The sequence below is a fragment of the Ancalomicrobiaceae bacterium S20 genome, from assembly GCA_040269895.1.
Classification (GTDB): domain Bacteria; phylum Pseudomonadota; class Alphaproteobacteria; order Rhizobiales; family Ancalomicrobiaceae; genus Methyloraptor; species Methyloraptor flagellatus.
Genome location: CP158568.1, coordinates 163,771 through 180,837, shown reverse-complemented (window position 1 = coordinate 180,837; position 17,067 = coordinate 163,771). Strand labels below are relative to the sequence as shown.

Annotated in this window: 16 protein-coding genes and 1 pseudogene; 6 read left to right on the top strand and 11 right to left on the bottom strand. The window is 68.7% G+C overall.

Features of this window, described 5'->3' with window-relative positions:
- Positions 1 to 17: 17 nt before the first annotated feature.
- Positions 18 to 923, bottom strand: a complete 906-nt coding sequence (metF, locus tag ABS361_00865) for a methylenetetrahydrofolate reductase [NAD(P)H] (protein XBY44890.1) — start codon at positions 921 to 923, stop codon at positions 18 to 20.
- A complete protein-coding gene (locus tag ABS361_00860; GenBank protein XBY44889.1) occupies positions 920 to 1,951 on the bottom strand; it encodes a metalloregulator ArsR/SmtB family transcription factor in 1,032 nt (343 codons plus the stop codon). The genes metF and ABS361_00860 overlap by 4 nt, the downstream gene beginning before the upstream one ends.
- Positions 1,952 to 2,214: 263 nt before the next feature.
- Between ABS361_00860 and ABS361_00855 the strand changes: the two genes are divergently transcribed.
- Entirely contained in the window at positions 2,215 to 2,844 is a 630-nt protein-coding gene (locus tag ABS361_00855) for a glutathione S-transferase family protein (GenBank protein XBY44888.1), read from the top strand.
- Between the two features lie 32 nt (positions 2,845 to 2,876).
- On the opposite strand, the gene ABS361_00850 is transcribed toward ABS361_00855, so the two are convergent.
- Complete coding sequence (locus ABS361_00850) at positions 2,877 to 3,611, bottom strand: phenylalanine--tRNA ligase beta subunit-related protein (protein ID XBY44887.1); 735 nt, start codon at positions 3,609 to 3,611, stop codon at positions 2,877 to 2,879.
- 89 nt (positions 3,612 to 3,700) lie between these two features.
- A complete protein-coding gene (locus ABS361_00845; protein ID XBY44886.1) occupies positions 3,701 to 4,738 on the bottom strand; it encodes a DUF2336 domain-containing protein in 1,038 nt (345 codons plus the stop codon).
- A gap of 427 nt (positions 4,739 to 5,165) precedes the next feature.
- Between ABS361_00845 and ABS361_00840 the strand changes: the two genes are divergently transcribed.
- Entirely contained in the window at positions 5,166 to 6,536 is a 1,371-nt protein-coding gene (locus ABS361_00840) for a patatin-like phospholipase family protein (GenBank protein ID XBY44885.1), read from the top strand.
- A gap of 422 nt (positions 6,537 to 6,958) precedes the next feature.
- On the opposite strand, the gene ABS361_00835 is transcribed toward ABS361_00840, so the two are convergent.
- The 4 genes from ABS361_00835 to ABS361_00820 form a co-directional block, all read right to left on the bottom strand.
- Entirely contained in the window at positions 6,959 to 7,762 is an 804-nt protein-coding gene (locus ABS361_00835; GenBank protein XBY44884.1) for a pentapeptide repeat-containing protein, read from the bottom strand.
- Between the two features lie 230 nt (positions 7,763 to 7,992).
- Positions 7,993 to 9,660: an energy-dependent translational throttle protein EttA gene (ettA, locus tag ABS361_00830; protein ID XBY44883.1), complete on the bottom strand. Its 1,668-nt coding sequence runs from the start codon at positions 9,658 to 9,660 to the stop codon at positions 7,993 to 7,995.
- 166 nt (positions 9,661 to 9,826) lie between these two features.
- Positions 9,827 to 10,471 carry a hypothetical protein gene (locus ABS361_00825; GenBank protein XBY44882.1) on the bottom strand — a complete coding sequence of 215 codons (645 nt, stop codon included), beginning with the start codon at positions 10,469 to 10,471 and terminating at the stop codon, positions 9,827 to 9,829.
- 185 nt (positions 10,472 to 10,656) lie between these two features.
- Entirely contained in the window at positions 10,657 to 11,271 is a 615-nt protein-coding gene (locus tag ABS361_00820; protein XBY44881.1) for a hypothetical protein, read from the bottom strand.
- A 260-nt stretch (positions 11,272 to 11,531) separates the two neighbouring features.
- On the opposite strand from ABS361_00820, the pseudogene ABS361_00815 reads away from it, so the two are divergent.
- From ABS361_00815 to ABS361_00800, 4 genes and pseudogenes are all read left to right on the top strand, one after another.
- A pseudogene (locus ABS361_00815) lies at positions 11,532 to 12,324 on the top strand (class II glutamine amidotransferase).
- Between the two features lie 13 nt (positions 12,325 to 12,337).
- Positions 12,338 to 13,435, top strand: a complete 1,098-nt coding sequence (locus tag ABS361_00810) for a PLP-dependent cysteine synthase family protein (GenBank protein XBY44880.1) — start codon at positions 12,338 to 12,340, stop codon at positions 13,433 to 13,435.
- 93 nt (positions 13,436 to 13,528) lie between these two features.
- Positions 13,529 to 14,830 carry a Xaa-Pro peptidase family protein gene (locus tag ABS361_00805; protein ID XBY44879.1) on the top strand — a complete coding sequence of 434 codons (1,302 nt, stop codon included), beginning with the start codon at positions 13,529 to 13,531 and terminating at the stop codon, positions 14,828 to 14,830.
- 182 nt (positions 14,831 to 15,012) lie between these two features.
- A complete protein-coding gene (locus ABS361_00800) occupies positions 15,013 to 16,146 on the top strand; it encodes a site-2 protease family protein (protein ID XBY44878.1) in 1,134 nt (377 codons plus the stop codon).
- 27 nt (positions 16,147 to 16,173) lie between these two features.
- Here ABS361_00800 and ABS361_00795 read toward each other — a convergent pair whose 3' ends face one another.
- Genes ABS361_00795 through ABS361_00785 form a run of 3 tightly spaced genes read right to left on the bottom strand, consistent with a single transcriptional unit; the run spans position 16,174 to position 17,056 of the window.
- Positions 16,174 to 16,449 (bottom strand): DUF1850 domain-containing protein, encoded by a 276-nt coding sequence (locus tag ABS361_00795; GenBank protein XBY46767.1) that lies wholly within the window; start codon positions 16,447 to 16,449, stop codon positions 16,174 to 16,176.
- Positions 16,446 to 16,592 carry a hypothetical protein gene (locus tag ABS361_00790; GenBank protein ID XBY47004.1) on the bottom strand — a complete coding sequence of 49 codons (147 nt, stop codon included), beginning with the start codon at positions 16,590 to 16,592 and terminating at the stop codon, positions 16,446 to 16,448. The genes ABS361_00795 and ABS361_00790 overlap by 4 nt, the downstream gene beginning before the upstream one ends.
- A 20-nt stretch (positions 16,593 to 16,612) precedes the next feature.
- Complete coding sequence (locus ABS361_00785) at positions 16,613 to 17,056, bottom strand: hypothetical protein (GenBank protein XBY44877.1); 444 nt, start codon at positions 17,054 to 17,056, stop codon at positions 16,613 to 16,615.
- Positions 17,057 to 17,067: the final 11 nt, after the last annotated feature.

Sequence of the window (17,067 nt, the reverse complement as noted above, 5' to 3'; positions counted from 1 at the left end):
ACCCGGGACGGCGCGCGTTAAGCCGCCGCCTCCACGACCGCGTCCTTGCGCGGACGAACGCCCATCAGGTGGCAGATAGCGTAGACGAGGTCGGCGCGGTTCATCGTGTAGAAGTGGAAGTCGCGGTAGCCGCGATCCAGGAGATCGAACGCCTGCTCGGCCGCGATGGCCGCGGCGACGAGCTGGCGGGTCTGCGGATCGTCCTCGAGCCCGGCGAAGCGATCGGCGAGCCAGCGCGGCACGGTCGCACCGGTCTTGGCGGCGAAGCGCGCGGTCTGCTCGAAGTTCAGGACGGGCACCAGGCCGGGCACGATCGGGATCTCGATACCGGCGGCGCGGACGCGGTCGACGTAGCGGTCGAACCCGTCGTTGTCGAAGAAGAACTGGGTGATCGCCCGCGTCGCGCCCGCCTCGACCTTGCGCTTCAGGAGCTGGATGTCGGCGGCGATGTCCGGGCTTTCCGGATGCTTCTCGGGATAGGCCGAGACGGTGATCTCGAAGTCGCCGATCTCCTTGAGGCCACGGATCAGGTCCGGCGTCGAGGCGTAACCGCCCTCGCTCGGCTGATAGCGCACGCCGACGCCGGCCGCCGGATCGCCGCGCAAGGCGACGACATGACGGACACCGACGTCCCAATAACCGCGCGCGACCTCGTCGACCTGCTCGCGGGTCGCGTCGACGCAGGTCAGGTGCGCGGCCGGCTTCAGGTTGGTCTCGCCGATGAGCCGGGCGACCGTCGTGTGCGTGCGCTCGCGCGTCGAACCACCCGCGCCGTAGGTGACGGAGACGAAGGTCGGATCGAGCGGCGCCAGCCGCTCGATGCAGGCCCACAGCGTCTCCTCCATCTTCTCCGTCTTCGGCGGGAAGAACTCGAACGAGACGCCGAGCCGGGAACTCGAGAAATCGGCGGCCTTGGCGATCATGCGACGGTCTCCTGGGCGATGCGGCGTCCGGCGATCGCAAGGCGCGGATCGCGCGCGAGCCAGAGCGTGACGGTGAGCTTGTCGGGGTCGGGCGACGGCAGGTCGCGGATCGAGACGACCTCGAGACCGGCCTGCTCCATGAACTTCGAGACATCCTGATGCGAAAAACCGAGGCGCCGGTGCGCATGCTCGTCGCGCAGCACCTCGAGCCCGTGCGGGGCGAAGTCGACGACGACGAGCCGCCCGCCCGGCCGCAGCACCCGCGCGGCCTCGCGCAGTGCCTTGCCCGGATCGTCGAGGTAATGCAGCACCTGGTGCATGGTCACGACGTCGAAGCTGTCGCGCGCGAGCGGCAGGGCATAGATGTCGCCCTGTCGGATCTGCACGCCGCCGATGCCGGCCTTGTCGAGATGCGTGCGGGCGATCGCCAGCATGTCGTGGCTGAGATCGATGCCGAGCGCGCGGGCGAAGCGGCCGTCCATGAGCTCGATCAGCCGGCCGGTGCCGGTGCCGAGATCGAGATAGGCGTCGAACGGCATGGTGCCGACCGCCTCGAGGATCGCCCGCTCGACCGCCGCCTCCTCGACCTGCAGCGACCGGATCGCGTCCCAGGCGTGGGCGTTGCGCGCGAAATAGGCCGCCGCGCGCTCGGCGTGGGCGCGCTTGACGAGGTCGAGCCGCTCGCGGTCGCGGGCGAGCCCGATGTCGCGGCCGTCGACCAGCGAGCGGAACACGGTGGTCAGCGTCACCGCCGGCACGCTGTCGGCCAGGCGATAGTAGACCCACGACCCTTCCGGGAAACGTTCGATCAGCCCGGCCTCGGCCAGGAGCTTCAGGTGACGCGAGATGCGCGGCTGGCTCTGGCCGAGGATCTCGGTCAGGTCCTTCACGGTCAGGTCGCCGCGCTCGAGCAGCGCGAGGATGCGGAACCGCGTCGGTTCGGCGGCGGCGCGCAGCACCTCGACCAGCGCATCGGCGCTGAGGCGCTCTTCGGGATCGGGGGCGGCGACGGGCGACAGATAGCTCATGAAGAACGGTATAAAGATATCTTTATGTCGTTTCAAGAGCGCCTGTCGCGAATTCGACGCTCGCGTTCCCGCGCCCGTCGCGCACCATCCCGACAGCGCGCTCCGAGACCCGCAATTCGGGCCATCTGCGGTCGGTCAACCCGCGGTGCCGCGCGAACGCCATGCGCTGGCAGGCCTCGTTGTCGATGGCGGCGCGTGACGTCGGAGGCTACGGTGCCGCCCGACCACCGCCGCTTCGGGCGACCACAGCAGGAGACAGAGCCATGCACCGGGTCCAGATCCTCGGCACCCCGCGATCGACCTATGTGCGGGTCTGCTGCATCGTCGCGATCGAGAAGGGGATCGACTACGAACTGGTTCCGGTGCCGCTGCATGCGCCGGTGGTCGAGCGGCTGCACCCGTTCGGCAAAGTGCCGGTGCTGCGCCATGGCGATCTGGTGATCGTCGAGTCCCGCGCCATCGTCGGCTATCTCGATCGCGTGTTTCCGGGACCGAAGCTGATCCCGGAGGATCCGGTCGCCGCCGCCCGCGTCGAGCAATGGGTCAGTCTGGTCAACACCACGATCGACCCGGTGCTGATCCGTCGCTACGCGCTCGGCTATGTGATGCCGGGCACCCCGGACGGCACGCCCGACCGCGCCCGCATCGATGCCAGCCTGCCGGAGGTCGAGCGGCATCTCGGCATTCTCGCCGACGCGGTCGCCGAGAACGGCCATCTGGTCGGCGACGGCTTCACCTATGCCGACGCCAACCTCGTTCCGATGCTGCAATCGCTGACGAAGTTGCCGGAGTCCGGCGCGATCATCGCCCGCTCCGGCGCATTGACCGCCTTCCTCGCCAAGCACGCCGCGCGCCCGAGCGTCGCGGCGATGACCAATCCGCCGACAGCCTGACGGCAAAAGGCGAGCGAGACCGGAAGCCCCGATCAACCCGGCAGGTCGATCAGCCCGGCCCCCGCATCGGCGAAGGCGACCGAGATCCGGCCGCCGCAGACCCGCCCGATCAGATCGGCGGCGTCCGCGACCGCGGCATCGAGATCGCCGGCGCCGTTCGACTGGATGGTGAGCACGGCGCGGCGGGTCGCCGGCGAGACCAGCGTGCGTGCGTCCTGCCGCCAGTTCCAACGCCGGCAGAGCACGTGGGTCGCATCGGCGAACACGACCTCGCCCGGCTTCGGCGGATCCTCGACCGGCCCGGCCGGCGTATCCCCTTCGCCTTCGCCGCCCTCGCCCGCCATGTCGACGAAACTGTCGCCCTCGCGGGAATAGCGGAACGCGATGTCGCCGACGACCTTGTCGAGATCGTCGGCCCCGGCCGGGAACACATGGGTCAGCGACACGGCGTTATAGGCGTCGACAAAGCCGTTGATGCGCGGCAGCGGCCGTTCGGCGAGCGCGTTCTTCATGATCCGCTCGACCGACGAGCGATAGCTGGTCTTCTTGATGCCGAAGGCCTTGTAGGCCGCCCGCCAGGCCGCGACGCCGGGGATCTGCGACAGTTCCGTGCCGCCCCAGTGCACCCGCGCCGCCGCCTCGCGCTCGGCGATCAGCCGGTCGAGCGCGTCCGGACGCTCGGCCGGGATCGCGAGATCCTCGGCGACAAGCACGGCGACGCGGAAGTCGGGGAAGGCGGCGGCGAGTTCGCGGATGTCGAGTTTCATGCGCTCCGGGATAGCGCAACCGCCAGCCGGATCAAGGGCTACGACGGCCGAGCGGCACCACGGCCATCAGGCATGTGTTGACCGACGTCTCAGGCGACCGCAGCCATGGCATCGTCGAGCTGCTTGCCGAGCACCGCGGCGGCCTCGCTCGGATCGGCGGCCTGGAACGCGCGCATGGTCGCCTGCCGCGCCCGCGCGTCGAGCCGGTAGCGCCACGGACCGGCGTCGAGCATCTTCAGCACGGTCTTCGGCTTCATCGACAAGGCACGCGCGGCGGTGGCGAACCAGGCGGTATCGAGCGACACCAGCGCGAACTTGACGATATCGACCGGCAGGCCGGACACCGCCGAGAAGGCGAGCACCATCTCGGGGAACTTGTCGGCCGAGGCGAGCTTGTCGAGCAGGTCCTCGGGATCGTCGGTCGCCGCCATCAGCGCCGGAACCGCCTCGGCGGCGGCATCGAAATCATAGGGCTTCAACCAGGTCTCGGAAGCGGCCTGCGCCGACTGCGGGCTCGGCTGGCCGAGGCGCGCGGCCTCCGCTTCGAGCCGCGGCAGCAGCTTGGCCTTGGCTTCGTCTGAGCCGTATTCGACCAGGAACTTGGCGACCAGAGCCGGCAGGTCCGGCCGCTCGGTCAGCAGCGCCTCGACTTCCGGGTCTTCGCGGGACTGCAGCGACAGCCGGGTGAAGCTCTTGTCCGACATCTGCGCGCCGCGGTTCTCGACCACCTTGCGCCGGACATGGTCGTCGCCGCGCAGGACCAGATGATCAGTGACGCGCACCGACAGCACCGGGCGTTCGGCGATGGCGCGCATATGCTCGACGCCACGCTGGCGCGCGATCTCGACGAGGTCGACGTCCGAAAGCACGGTCGACTTGGACAGGAGCGGCCGCGCCACGTCGATATGCGTGTCGCGCGCGAGCTTCAACGTCGAGAGCTTGAGCGGTTTGGTCTCCTCGGCGAGCCGGTCGGCCAGGAACACGCGCGCATCGGTGGTCGCCTCGTCGACGAGACGGGTGAACACGATGTCGAAGGTCTTGCGGTCGCCGTCCGTGCAATCCTGCGCGGCAAGACCGTAGAGAAGCGCGAGCTGTCGTGTGAGCGCGTCGCTGCGATCGGCTCCCAAGCGGGACCCGGGCTTCAAACGCGCCTCGACACGGGCGAGATCGGCTGCGTACAGGTTTGTTGGACGCATCTCGTGGCTCGATGGGTTCCGGACGACACGACGGACGATCCGGGCGACGTGCGGAAACGGCAGACTCCCACGGCGGAACTATGCGGGTCAGAACGTTAAGGCGAGGTCAATCGCCTTCGGACAACCAAGCCGATCCGGCCCTATGTCGGAGAAATCTGGCCCGCCCCGCCTTCCCGGCGCCCCAATCCGATCGTTTATGGCCGGCGCGACGCCGTCACGCGACGACACCGCGCCGCGTTTCACCGGCGGGCCCGGCCCGTCCGCCCTGCAATCGAGGCCGCGCGCAGCGGCTCCGGCCGCCATGCCGGAGCGGATGCAGCCCATCCGCCCTGCGCGCCCGCACGATCAGCCCGAGCCGATGACCGTCCGACCGCCGTTCCGCCTCGCCCGCCTGTTCGCCGCGTTCGCGTTCGCCGCCACGACGCTCGCCGGCTGCGCGAGCATCGACAACACGCCGGTGAACCAGCCCTCCGCGCTGCCGCGCATCACGGCGGCGAACACGGTCGGCGGCGACGACACGCTCAGGACCACCATCGTCGGCCTCGCCTTCTCCGGCGGCGGCACCCGCGCGGCCGCCTTCTCCTTCGGCGTGCTGAAGGGCCTGCGCCGCATCGACCTGATCGATCAGGTCCGCTTCGTCTCCGGCGTCTCGGGCGGCTCGGTGACCGCCGCCTATTTCGGCCTGCGCGGCCGCGCCGCGCTCGACGATTTCGAGAGCCGCTTCCTCTATCGGGACGCCGAGGAGGCGCTGCGCACGCAGGTCTACTCGGTCGGCAACGTCATGCGCGCGCTCGACGGCGGCGTGAACGACCGTTCCGGCCTGCCGACCTGGCTGCAGCAGAACCTGTTCGGCGCCGCGACCTTCAAGGACTTCCGCCGCCCGGGCCGCCCGGTCGTGTGGATCAACGCCTCCGACATCTATTCCAAGACGCCGTTCATCTTCGAGCCGCTGACCTTCGCCTCGATCTGCTCGGACCTCGATCGCTATCCGATCGCCGAGGCGGTCGCGGCCTCCGCCGCCGTGCCGATCGTGTTCACGCCCGTGGTGATCCGCAACTACGCCGACAAGTGCGGCTTCACGCTGCCGGATTACCTCGAGAGCGAAGCGAAGAACCGCGACGCCTCGCCGAACGTGCGCGCCTACGTCAATGCGCTGACCCAGTACCGCAACACCTCGAAGATCGGCTTCGTCAAGCTGCTCGACGGCGGCCTGACCGACAACTGGGGCCTCGCCGGCATCAACGTCGCGCTCGGCGCCGCGCCCGAGCCGTTCAAGCCGCTGACCCGCGAGGACGCGATCACGGTCGAGAAGTTCCTGTTCGTCGTCGTCGATGCCGGCCGCACCATCTCGGGCGACTGGACCAAGACCCTCGAGGGCCCGAACGCGAAGGAACTGCTCGACGCCGTCACCGACACGGCGGTCGACAGCGCCGTGCGCAACTCCTTCGAGGTGCTCAGGCTCCAGATGAAGCTGTGGGAGACACGGCTCCGATCCTGGCGCTGCTCGCTGACGCCCGACGAGGTCGCCCGCATCCGCGGCACCGCCGACGGCTGGAACTGCAACGCGGTCAACATCCGCGTCGAGCGCGTCGCTTTCGAGGATCTCGACCCCGACACCGCCCAGCGGCTCGGCCGCATCCCGACCCGCTTCAAGCTCGAGCCGGCCGAAGTGAAGCTCGCGGTCGATGCCGGCGAACAGGTGGTGACAAAGGTTCTCGGCGGCCACTGAGCCGCCGCGGCACCGCGCACCGATTCTCCCTTTCTCGTCCCTCTGCCCGACCTCGATCACGCGAACGCGCTGCAGGCCGGACGGCGCAGCCTGTCCGCGTGTCGCAGCCGATGGGACGCCGGGTCAGCCTTTGACACGATCGTCCTATTCCGTTGCACCGCCGAAACACTCGGGGGCCGCCGACGCAATAACCCGGCAAAGGCCGCCGCCTAGTCTCCTCTCATCGAACAGGGCGGGGGCCGCGAAAGCTTGGTCCCGCCAGCGACAGTCGGACAAGGCGCCGGATCACCGGCGCGACAAGAGCTCGTAGAGAGCGCTCGGTCTCGTGCGGGGGCAAGGAACCGGGTGGCTATTCAGCCAAGACCTTTTCATCGGACCTTTTCAAGGGAGGGACCGGCGCGAGCCGGTCCCTCTCGTTTCTGTCAGTCCGTGAAGGCGCGATCGAGATTGACCGCCTTGTCGAGGTTGAGCGCGCGGTCGCGGTCGACCATGCCGCCGAGCCGGGCGCTGTTCAGATCCGCGCGCGCGAAATCGGTTCCGGCCACGGTCGCGCCGGCCCAGGTCGTACCCGACAGCTCGGCCGCCACGAGCTTGGCTCCGGAGAGATCGGCCCCGCGCAGCGAGGCGAAATCGAACACCGAGCGCGACAGGTTCGCCCCGCGAAACGAGGCGCCGTCGAGCGCCGCGCTGATGAAGACGCCCCGCATCAGGCCCATCGACTGATTGCGCATGTCGGCCGACATGTCGGCGGCGTCGAACCGCGCCCCGCGCGCGCTCGCCCGGGTGGCGTCGGCGGCGATCCGCGCGCCGCTCAGGTCGGCGCGATCGAGCCGCGCGCCGATCAGCTGGGTGCCGAACAGGCTCGCACCGACGAGCTTCGCGTCCGAGAGATCTGCATTGAGGAGCCAGGCCTGATCGAGCACGACGCCGCTGAGATCGGCGCCGACGAGTCGAGCCCGGTTGAGCCGCGCCGATTGCAGCTTGAGCCGCCTCAGATCGAGACCGGCGAGATCGAGCCCGTTGAGGCTCCTGCCCGAGAGGTCGACGATCCCGCCATCCGGGGCTGCGGCGATCGCCGCGGCGATCTCGTCACGGCTCATCTCCGACTGCGTGAAGGCCGGCGAGGTCAGATCGACCTGATCCAGCATCGACTGGGCGCGCGCGGCCGTCGCGGCCGCGAGCGACACGAGCATGACGGCAACAACGGCGAAGCGACGAACGGCCACAGGCGTTCTCCCGAGGCGTACCGGCACGCGGCAAGCCAATGTGAATGGCGTCCCGCGAGCTTGGCACCCGGCCGCAACCGCGTCCACGCCGACCGCAGGCTCGACCGTTCACATCTCGATCACGATCGGGTCGATACCGAGCCTCCGGAAACGCAAACGGCGCCGGAAGCCGGCGCCGTCGCTCGATGGGATGATCGGAGCCGGGACGCCGAAGCGCCCCGCCTCGCCGCTCACCGCGTCAGCGGCTTGTACTTGATCCGGTGCGGTTCGACGGCGTCCGGGCCGAGGCGACGCTTCTTGTCGGCCTCGTAGTCCTGGAAGTTGCCCTCGAACCACTCGACGTGGCTGTCGCCCTCGAAGGCGAGCATGTGGGTCGCGATGCGGTCGAGGAACCAGCGATCGTGCGAGATGATGACGGCGCAGCCGGCGAAATCCTCCAGCGCCTCTTCGAGCGCACGCAGCGTCTCGACGTCGAGATCGTTGGTCGGTTCGTCGAGCAGCAGCACGTTGGCGCCGGACTTCAGCATCTTGGCGAGGTGCACGCGGTTGCGCTCACCACCCGAGAGCATGCCGACCTTCTTCTGCTGGTCGCCGCCCTTGAAGTTGAAGGCGCCGCAATAGGCGCGCGAGTGCATCTCGCGCTTGCCGAGATAGATCACGTCGTTGCCGCCGGAGATCTCCTCCCAGACGGTCTTGTTCGGATCGAGCGCGTCGCGCGACTGGTCGACATAGCCGAGCCGGACGCTCTCGCCGACCGTGATCGTGCCGGCGTCGGGCGTTTCCTGGCCGGTGATCATGCGGAACAGCGTGGTCTTGCCGGCGCCGTTCGGACCGATCACGCCGACGATGCCGCCCGGCGGCAGCTTGAAGGTCAGGTCGTCGATCAGCAGGCGATCGCCGAACGACTTCGACAGGCCCTCGAAGTCGATGACGTTCTGCCCGAGCCGCTCGGCGACCGGAATGATGATCTGCGCCGACTGGGCGACCTTCTCCTCGGCCTGCCGGACCAGATCCTCGTAGCGCTGGATACGCGCCTTCGACTTGGCCTGACGCGCCTTGGGCGAAGCGGAGATCCATTCCTGCTCGCGGGCGAGCGTGCGCTGGCGCGCCTCGTCCTCGCGGCCCTCCTGCTCGAGCCGCTTCTGCTTCTGGCCGAGCCAGGACGAGTAGTTGCCCTCGTAGGGAATGCCGCGGCCGCGATCGAGCTCGAGGATCCAGCTGGTGACATTGTCGAGGAAGTAGCGATCGTGGGTAACGATCAGCACGGCGCCCGGATAGGCGCGCAGGTGCTTTTCGAGCCACGCCACCGATTCCGCGTCGAGATGGTTGGTGGGCTCGTCGAGCAGCAGCAGGTTCGGCTCGGAGAGCAGCAGCTGGCAGAGCGCCACGCGGCGGCGCTCGCCGCCCGAGAGCTTGGTGACGTCGGCATCCGGCGCCGGGCAGCGCAGCGCGTCCATGGCCATCTCGACCTTGCTGTCGAGATCCCACAGGCCCTGGGCGTCGATCTGGTCCTGGAGCTTGGTCATCTCCTCCATGAGCTCGTCGGAATAATCCTCCGCGAGCTTCATCGAGATCTCATTGTACTGGTCTACCAGCGCCTTCTTCGGCGCGACGCCGAGCATGACGTTGCCGACCACGTCGAGCGAGGGATCGAGCGGCGGCTCCTGCTGCAGGTAGCCGACGGTCGCGCCCTTGGCGACCCAGGCTTCGCCGGTGAACTCCTTGTCGAGCCCGGCCATGATCTTCAAGAGCGTCGACTTGCCCGAACCGTTGACGCCGAGCACGCCGATCTTGGCGTCGGGGAAGAACTGCAGGTGGATGTTGTCGAGAACCTTCTTCCCACCCGGATAGGCCTTCGACAGGCCATGCATGTAATAGATGTACTCGTAGGACGCCATGGAAGGCCTCGCCGCCGCCGCTGTCGGGAAAATCTGGCCGGCATCCGAGGCCGGCTCGCTCGGCAGCCTATGTAGCGGGCGCAGCCGGCGCGGGCAATGGTGGGCGGGACAGGGCGTGACGGAGGGCGCGTGACAGAGGGCGGGCGGGACGGCTCCGCGCGGCGGTTCACGGCGCCTGGACGACCTCGAGCCGGCGCCGATCCGCCGACAGCCGGACCGTGTTGGCGACGCCGGGACGGAGCAGCAACTGAACCGTCTCGCCCGAGAAGCGGTATTCGGCGACGTAGTTCTGTGCGGCCTTGACCGGTTGCAGGACCTTGATCTCGTCCGGCTTCAAAGCAATCGTGCCGGCCTGGATGTCGGGGCTCGCGAGGTAGAGGTCGACGCCGGTCGCGTTGACGATGCCGACCGCGCCGGCATCGACGAGCAGACGCCGCACCGGCGGCGCCTGCGCCGCGGTGCCCGCAGGCGGAGCCACCGCGCGCGTCGCACCGGGTGATGGCGTGGGTGACAGCGGCGCGGGGATGTCGAACGCAGGGGACGATGGCGGCACCATGTCGGTGATCCGCGGGATCATCACGCGGTTGTTGATCCGGCCGGCCCCGCCGAGCCCGGTGTCGAGACCGACGCCGTTGTTGGTGGGCAGGCGGAGCTCCTGTCCGCGCGCCGCCGAAGCGCCGAGGCTTCCGAACCCTCCGAGCTCCATGATCACGAGCAGGATCGACGCGGCTCGCAGCACGACGTCGGCACGAGGCCGCCGGGAGACGAGCGGACGCGCGAACCGCCGCGATCGCATGGTCGACAAAATCATTTCGACCTCCTCTCCCCGTATCGGCCCGAGCCGGGATCGACACGCCCGCTTCCCGGAGCCACGGCCGGTCTGCCGGCGGCTCACTTGACCTTGTCGCCTCCGGCGTCGCTGCCCTTGAGCTGATCGCGGACTTGCCGGTCGGCCTCGGCGCTGCCGCCCGAACCGCCATCGCCCGGTCCGCCGGCTTAGCCACCACCCGGTCCGCCGCCCTGACCCGCGCCGGCGCCGGCATCGCCGCCACCCCGGCCGCCGGTGTCGGTCGACTGGTTCAGCCGTCCGAGCATGTAGCCGACGATGGTGCCGAACAGCCCAAAGGCCGGCGCGATCTGCTCGTTCGAATAGCCGGCGACGATCAGGATCAGCGACGACACGATGATCAGGATGATGATCGACGAGCGCAGGAACTGGTCGGAACTCGCCGTGCCGCGCGTCGATGCCCAAATGATCAGGAAGGTCACGATCCCGAAGACGACGACCAGGATCGTCAGATAGCTGGCGAGCCGGAATTTGTCCTGCGAAGCCTCGTAGGTCAGCTTGCGCACCTGGATATCGTACTCGTATTTCAACCGCTCGAGGTCGAGATCGGCCGCGGGTGGCGGCTTCGCCGCCCCGGGATCCGGCTGTCCGGCCTGCTTGGCCGCCGCGGCGATATTGGTCTCCGGCAGCGCGTCCGAACCGACCGTTCCAGCATCGGCAACCGAGATCAATCGACTGGGCGTCGCGGCGGCAGCGAACTGCCAGGACGCCGAGCCTAAAAACAGCAACAAAGTCAGGCAAAATGCTCGCACGACCGGAGACATTGCGACCTCCAGAACGACCAATAGCTGCAATATTCGCGCGAACAACGAACGAGTCAAACGTCAGACGTGACGGAGGGATCATCCCGAAGCGGGAATGACACCTCGGAATTAGAATGAAAATGTCATTATCGTCATGTTGTCAGCATGAAATACTCATTTTGTTCCTATCATTAGAAATTCATCATTGATATAGATCCATACGCGCATTATGAATCCAGAGCGGCACCTCGGCCGCAGCGAGCCGTACGGAGCGCCGTCCCATGTGCCGCATCCTCGCCTATTCCGGCGATCCGATCCTGATCGAAGACCTCGTGCTCGTGCCCGACCATTCGCTGGTCCATCAGTCACGCGAGGCGCACGAGGCCAAGACCGTCACCAATGCCGACGGCTTCGGGCTCGGCTGGTACGGCGAGCGGCCGTTCCCGGGCTGCTATCGCGAGATCACCCCGGCCTGGTCGGACGAGAACCTGCGCGCGATCTGCGCCCAGGTGCGCTCGCATCTGTTCTTCGCCCACGTCCGCGCCTCCACCGGCACGGCGACCTCGCGCGCCAACTGCCATCCCTTCGCGGTCGGCCGGCATCTGTTCATGCACAACGGCCAGGTCGGCGGCCACCATCGCATCCGCCGCGCCATCGAGGCGCTGATCCCGGACGCGCTTTACGAACACCGCCACGGCACGACCGACAGCGAGGCGATCTTCCTCGCCGCGCTCGGCGCCGGGCTCGAAGCGCGATCCGGTCGGCGCGATCGCGCGCACGCTCGGCCGCGTCGTCGCGATCCAGGCCGAGGCCCACATCGACGAGCCGCTGCGCTTCGCCGCCTGCGTCGCCGATGGCGACACGCTACATGCCTTCCGCTGGTCCTCCGACGACCGGCCGCCGTCGCTCTATCTGCGCCGCGGCGACACCGGCACGGTGGTGGTCTCCGAGCCGGTCGACAACGATCGCGCCTGCTGGACCGAGGTGCCGCGTTTCGGCTGGGTCTCGGTCGCGCGTGGCCGCGCGCCGGAGATCGGCTGCCTCAACGCCTCCATCGCCGCACTCGCGGCCTGAACGGGATCCCGCCTTGACCGTCATTCGTTGCTCCCGCGCCTGGTCGGACGCGGCCGTCGCCGCCATCGAGGCCGATTACGCCCGCTCCGCCGACACGCATCTGATCAAGCTGCCGATCGGCGGCTTTCCGAACATCGACGTCTATCTGAAGGACGAGTCGACCCACACGACCGGCAGCCTCAAGCATCGCCTGGCCCGCTCGCTGTTCCTCTATGCCCTCTGCAACGGCTGGCTCCGCGAGGGCTCGACCGTGGTCGAGGCCTCGAGCGGCTCGACCGCGGTCAGCGAGGCCTATTTCGCCCGGCTGATCGGCCTGCCTTTCGTCGCGGTGATGCCGCGCCGCACGGCCGAAGAGAAGATCGAGGCGATCCGGTTCCAAGGCGGCGAGTGCCATTTCGTCGACGATTCCCGCGAGATCTATGCGGCGGCGGCCGCGATCGCGGCGACCCGCGGCGGCCATTTCATGGACCAGTTCACCCATGCCGAGCGGGCGACCGACTGGCGCGGCAACAACAACATCGCCGAGTCGATCTTCGGCCAGATGCGCCACGAGCGCTTCCCCGAGCCGGCCTGGATCGTGGTCGGCGCCGGCACCGGCGGCACCTCGGCCACGATCGGCCGCTACCTGCGCTATCGCCGGCACGGAACAAAACTCTGTCTCGCCGATCCGGTCGCCTCGGTGTTCCATCGCCACCTGCGCGACGGCGCGACCGGCCTGCCGGAGGGGCTGCCGCCCTGCCTCGTCGAAGGCATCGGCCGGCCGCGTGTGGAACCGTCCTTCGTGCCGGGCCTGATCGACCGCGCCGAAGCGATCGTCGATGCCGATTCGATCGCCGCCGCGCGCCTGCTCTCGCGCATGCTCGGCCGCCGCGTCGGCGGCTCGACCGGCACCAACTTCGTCGCGATCCTGATGCTGATGGCCGAGATGCGCGCCCGCGGCGAGGCCGGCTCGATCGTGAGCCTCCTCTGCGACAGCGGCGCCCGCTACGCGACCACCTACTACAATGATGCGTGGATCGCCGCGCAGGGCCTCGACCTTTCCGGCCCGACCGCCCGCATGGCCGAGCAGCTCGGTCTCGACCTCAGCGGCCCGGCACAGACCTGCGGCTGACGTCGCGGAGCGGACGGTTCCGTCGCCTTTGCGATATCGGTAGTTTCGCGGATCTGAGAGGCTGCAACGTCCCCGGTTCATGGGAGGCGTCGCATGAGTCGCATCCTCGACATGGCCCGCTCCGTCGGCAATCCCGACGCGGCGCGCCGCATGGCCGCCGAGGGCGGCGTGACCATCCCGCCGCTCGGTCTCGACATCAAGGCGCGCATCGCCGAGATCGACGAGACGCGCATGCGCCATGACCGGCTCGCCCGGCTGCGCGCGGAACTGAAGAAGCGCGACTATGCCGGCGCGCTGCTCTCCGATCCGATGAACATCCGCTACGCCACCGGCACCCGCAACATGGCGGTCTGGACCATGCACGCGCCCGGCCGATACGCCTTCGTGGCGACCGAGGGTCCGGTAGTGCTGTTCGAGTTCGGATCCTCCAAACACGTCAGCGCCGGCAGTCCGACCGTCGACGAGACGCGCGACGCGACGCCGTGGTTCTATTTCCTCTGCGGTCCGCGTGTGGCGGAGAAGGCGCTGGTCTGGGCCGAGGAGGTCGCGAGCCTGGTCGAGCGCTACGGCGGCAAGAACCGCCGTCTCGCCGTCGACCGCTGCGAGCCCTGGGGCGCGCAGCGACTGGTCGAGCGTGGGATAAAACTGTTCGACGTGCAGGAGCCGATCGAACAGGCGCGCATGATCAAGACGCCGGAGGAGCTGAAGGCGCTGCAGCTGTCGATGGATGTCTGCGACATCGCGGTCGACCGCATGCGCGCGACGCTCGCCCCCGGCATCACCGAGAACCAGCTCTGGTCGATCCTGCACGAGACCAACATCGCCCATGACGGCGAGTGGATCGAATGCCGGCTGCTCGCCTCCGGTGAACGGACCAATCCCTGGTTCCAGGAAAGTTCGAACCGCACCATCGAGGCCGGTGACATCGTCGGCTTCGACACCGACATGGTCGGCCCCTTCGGCTATCTCGCCGACATCTCCCGCTCCTACGTCTGCCCCGGCGCCAAGCCGAAGCCCGAACAGAAGAAGCTCTACGAGCTGGCGCAGGAACAGGTCCTGTTCAATATCGAGCGCCTGAAGCCCGGCCTCAGCTTCCGCGAATTCTCCGAATGCTGCTGGCCCGTGCCGGAGGCTTTCGTGCCGAACCGCTACATGATGATGATCCACGGTGTCGGCTTCGTCGATGAATACCCGTCGGTCGCCTACGTCGCCGACTGGCAGGACTGGGGCTTCGACGGCCGGTTCGAGGAGAACATGGTCGTGTGCGTGGAGAGCTACATGGGCGAGGTCGGCGGCAAGGAAGGCGTCAAGCTGGAGCAGCAGGTGCTGATCACCGCCAACGGCGCCGTGCCGATGTCGCGCTCGGCCTTCACCGACGCGATCGGGCTGGAATAGAGGCGAACCGGATTAGGGCTGACTGGAGCGGACGATCCCGCGCGTCCCTCACATCGACGGACCGACATACGTGCTCGCGCGCGGGAACCGATCCGCCACAGGGGTGTTACCATCGCGACGGCACAGTTCACGCTCGGTAGAACTGGTCGTGGTGGCCGGTGCGGCCCTGCCGGGAGAACATCATGTTCGGATCGAGCATCACCCTGTTCCGCGTCTTCGGTCTGGAGATCAAGGTCAACCCGAGCTGGGTGTTCATCGCCCTGCTGCTCGCCTGGTCACTCGCCGCGGGCTATTTCCCGTCCGTGCACGAAGGCCTGCCGCGCGCGACCTACTGGGCCATGAGCATCCTCGCGGTCGCCGGCATCTTCGCCTCGATCGTCGTGCACGAAATCGCCCATTCGCTGGTCGCCCGCGCCTATGGCATCCCGATGCGCGGCATCACGCTGCACATGTTCGGCGGCGCGGCCGAGATGGAGGCCGAGCCGACCAGCCCCAAGGCCGAGTTCCTGATGGCGATCGCCGGCCCGGCGGTGAGCCTCGTCCTTGCCGCGATCCTCGGCGGCCTCGTCGCGCTCGTCCATCCGGCCCCGGAGGCCGCCGGCACGATCGTGGTTCGCTACCTGGCCATGCTCAATCTGGTGCTCGGTATCTTCAACCTGCTGCCCGCCTTCCCGCTCGACGGCGGCCGCGTGCTGCGCGCGGCGGTCTGGGGCTACACCGGCGACCTCGCCCGCGCGACGCGCATCGCCGCGCAGATCGGCATGGCGCTCGGCATGGCGGTGGCGTTCCTCGGTTTCTTCCAGATCCTGACCGGCAATCTCGGCGGCGGGCTCTGGACCGTGCTGATCGGCTTCTTCATCCGCTCGGCCGCGGCGACCACGCGGCTCGACCTCGAGGCGCGGCGCATGCTGACCGGCCGCCCGGTCGAGCGCTTCATGACCGCCGCCCCGGTCACGGTGCCAATCGACATGGCGCTTGAGACCTTCGTCGAAACGGTGGTCTACCGCACCCGTCACGACACTTATCCGGTTGTCGATGGCGGCGGCCGCCCGCGCGGCCTCGTGGCGGTCGGCGACCTGCACAAGATCGAGCGCGAGGCATGGCCCCGCACCTCGGTGTTGGAGATCATGACGCCGCTCGCCGAAGACGCGGTCGTGGCGCCCGGCGACGATGCCGTCGCCGCGCTCGACCGCATGCGCACCGCCAACCAGAGCCGGCTGCTGGTCGTCGCGGACGGCCGGCTGGTCGGTCTCCTGACGCTCAAGGATCTGCTGGCGACCCTGGCGCTGAAGATGGAGTTCGAAGGCGAGGCGTGAGCGCGCCGCCCGAGCCCGAACGGCGCACTACTCCGCCCGCTCGCACGGCTTCAAAACCGCATCCGCGCCGGGCTCGGTGCCCGCCTCGACGCCCAGGATCTCGCCCGCCGTCCGGCAGGCGTGATGCGAGCAGAGCCACCAGTCGGCGGTCGCGCCGGAGCGGGCGAGCCGGATCTCGCCAAGCGGAGGCAGCGCCGGCCGCCAGACCCACCATGTCCCGTCGGCGTCGGTGACGGGCCGCGCATCCGGCCCCGGCTCCATGCCGGCGCCGGAGCCCTTCACCCGCGCCTCGACCGGCATCAGGCGGGCCGGCGCCGCAACGCTGGCGGGCGCGAGACCCCAGGTCTCGCGCCATTCGACCTTTCGACCGAATGCGTCCAGGCGAGCGTCACCACCTCGGCCGCGACCAGCACGGTCTTCGTCGCGGTCGCGAGGCAGATCGGCATGGGCTTGGCTCCAGCCCGGTTCAGTTCGTCTTCGGGGCAGCGGGTGCGGGCACGGCAGGCGCAGCGGCTCCTGGAGCCGGGGCACCCTCGGGCTCCGCTTTGCACGGCACGGCGTTGATGTCGGACCCTTCCGGCGCGCCGGTCAGGGCGGCGAGCGGCTGGCATTTGCCGTCGGCGCAGATTTCCCAGTTCTTCGTGCCGCCTTCCGAGCCGAACGAGATCACCGGGAAGGCGCGGCGCGACGTATGCCAGACATACCAGTCGCCTTCCTTCGTGTAGCCCGGCAGCGGGTCCTCGCCCTTCGGCAGATCCTTGGCGCGCAGGTCGTGCACGACGAGCGCGCCCGGCGCGACTTGGTAGGCGCGCTGCCAGTGCGCCCCGGTATCGGCGACCGTCCAGCCGATGCTGAACAGCTGCGTCGCGACGATGCCGACCTTGGCACCGCCGATGAAACACACGGCCATGGCTTCCTCCC

Excerpts from the sequence above, each read along its gene's own strand:
- ABS361_00825 (XBY44882.1), bottom strand. The coding sequence starts at position 10,471 with ATGATTTTGTCGACCATGCGATCGCGGCGGTTCGCGCGTCCGCTCGTC.
- ABS361_00840 (XBY44885.1), top strand. The coding sequence starts at position 5,166 with ATGACCGTCCGACCGCCGTTCCGCCTCGCCCGCCTGTTCGCCGCGTTC.
- ABS361_00790 (XBY47004.1), bottom strand. The coding sequence starts at position 16,592 with ATGCCGATCTGCCTCGCGACCGCGACGAAGACCGTGCTGGTCGCGGCC.
- ettA (XBY44883.1), bottom strand. The coding sequence starts at position 9,660 with ATGGCGTCCTACGAGTACATCTATTACATGCATGGCCTGTCGAAGGCC.
- ABS361_00860 (XBY44889.1), bottom strand. The coding sequence starts at position 1,951 with ATGAGCTATCTGTCGCCCGTCGCCGCCCCCGATCCCGAAGAGCGCCTC.
- ABS361_00805 (XBY44879.1), top strand. The coding sequence starts at position 13,529 with ATGAGTCGCATCCTCGACATGGCCCGCTCCGTCGGCAATCCCGACGCG.
- metF (XBY44890.1), bottom strand. The coding sequence starts at position 923 with ATGATCGCCAAGGCCGCCGATTTCTCGAGTTCCCGGCTCGGCGTCTCG.
- ABS361_00800 (XBY44878.1), top strand. The coding sequence starts at position 15,013 with ATGTTCGGATCGAGCATCACCCTGTTCCGCGTCTTCGGTCTGGAGATC.
- ABS361_00855 (XBY44888.1), top strand. The coding sequence starts at position 2,215 with ATGCACCGGGTCCAGATCCTCGGCACCCCGCGATCGACCTATGTGCGG.
- ABS361_00785 (XBY44877.1), bottom strand. The coding sequence starts at position 17,056 with ATGGCCGTGTGTTTCATCGGCGGTGCCAAGGTCGGCATCGTCGCGACG.
- ABS361_00850 (XBY44887.1), bottom strand. The coding sequence starts at position 3,611 with ATGAAACTCGACATCCGCGAACTCGCCGCCGCCTTCCCCGACTTCCGC.
- ABS361_00820 (XBY44881.1), bottom strand. The coding sequence starts at position 11,271 with ATGTCTCCGGTCGTGCGAGCATTTTGCCTGACTTTGTTGCTGTTTTTA.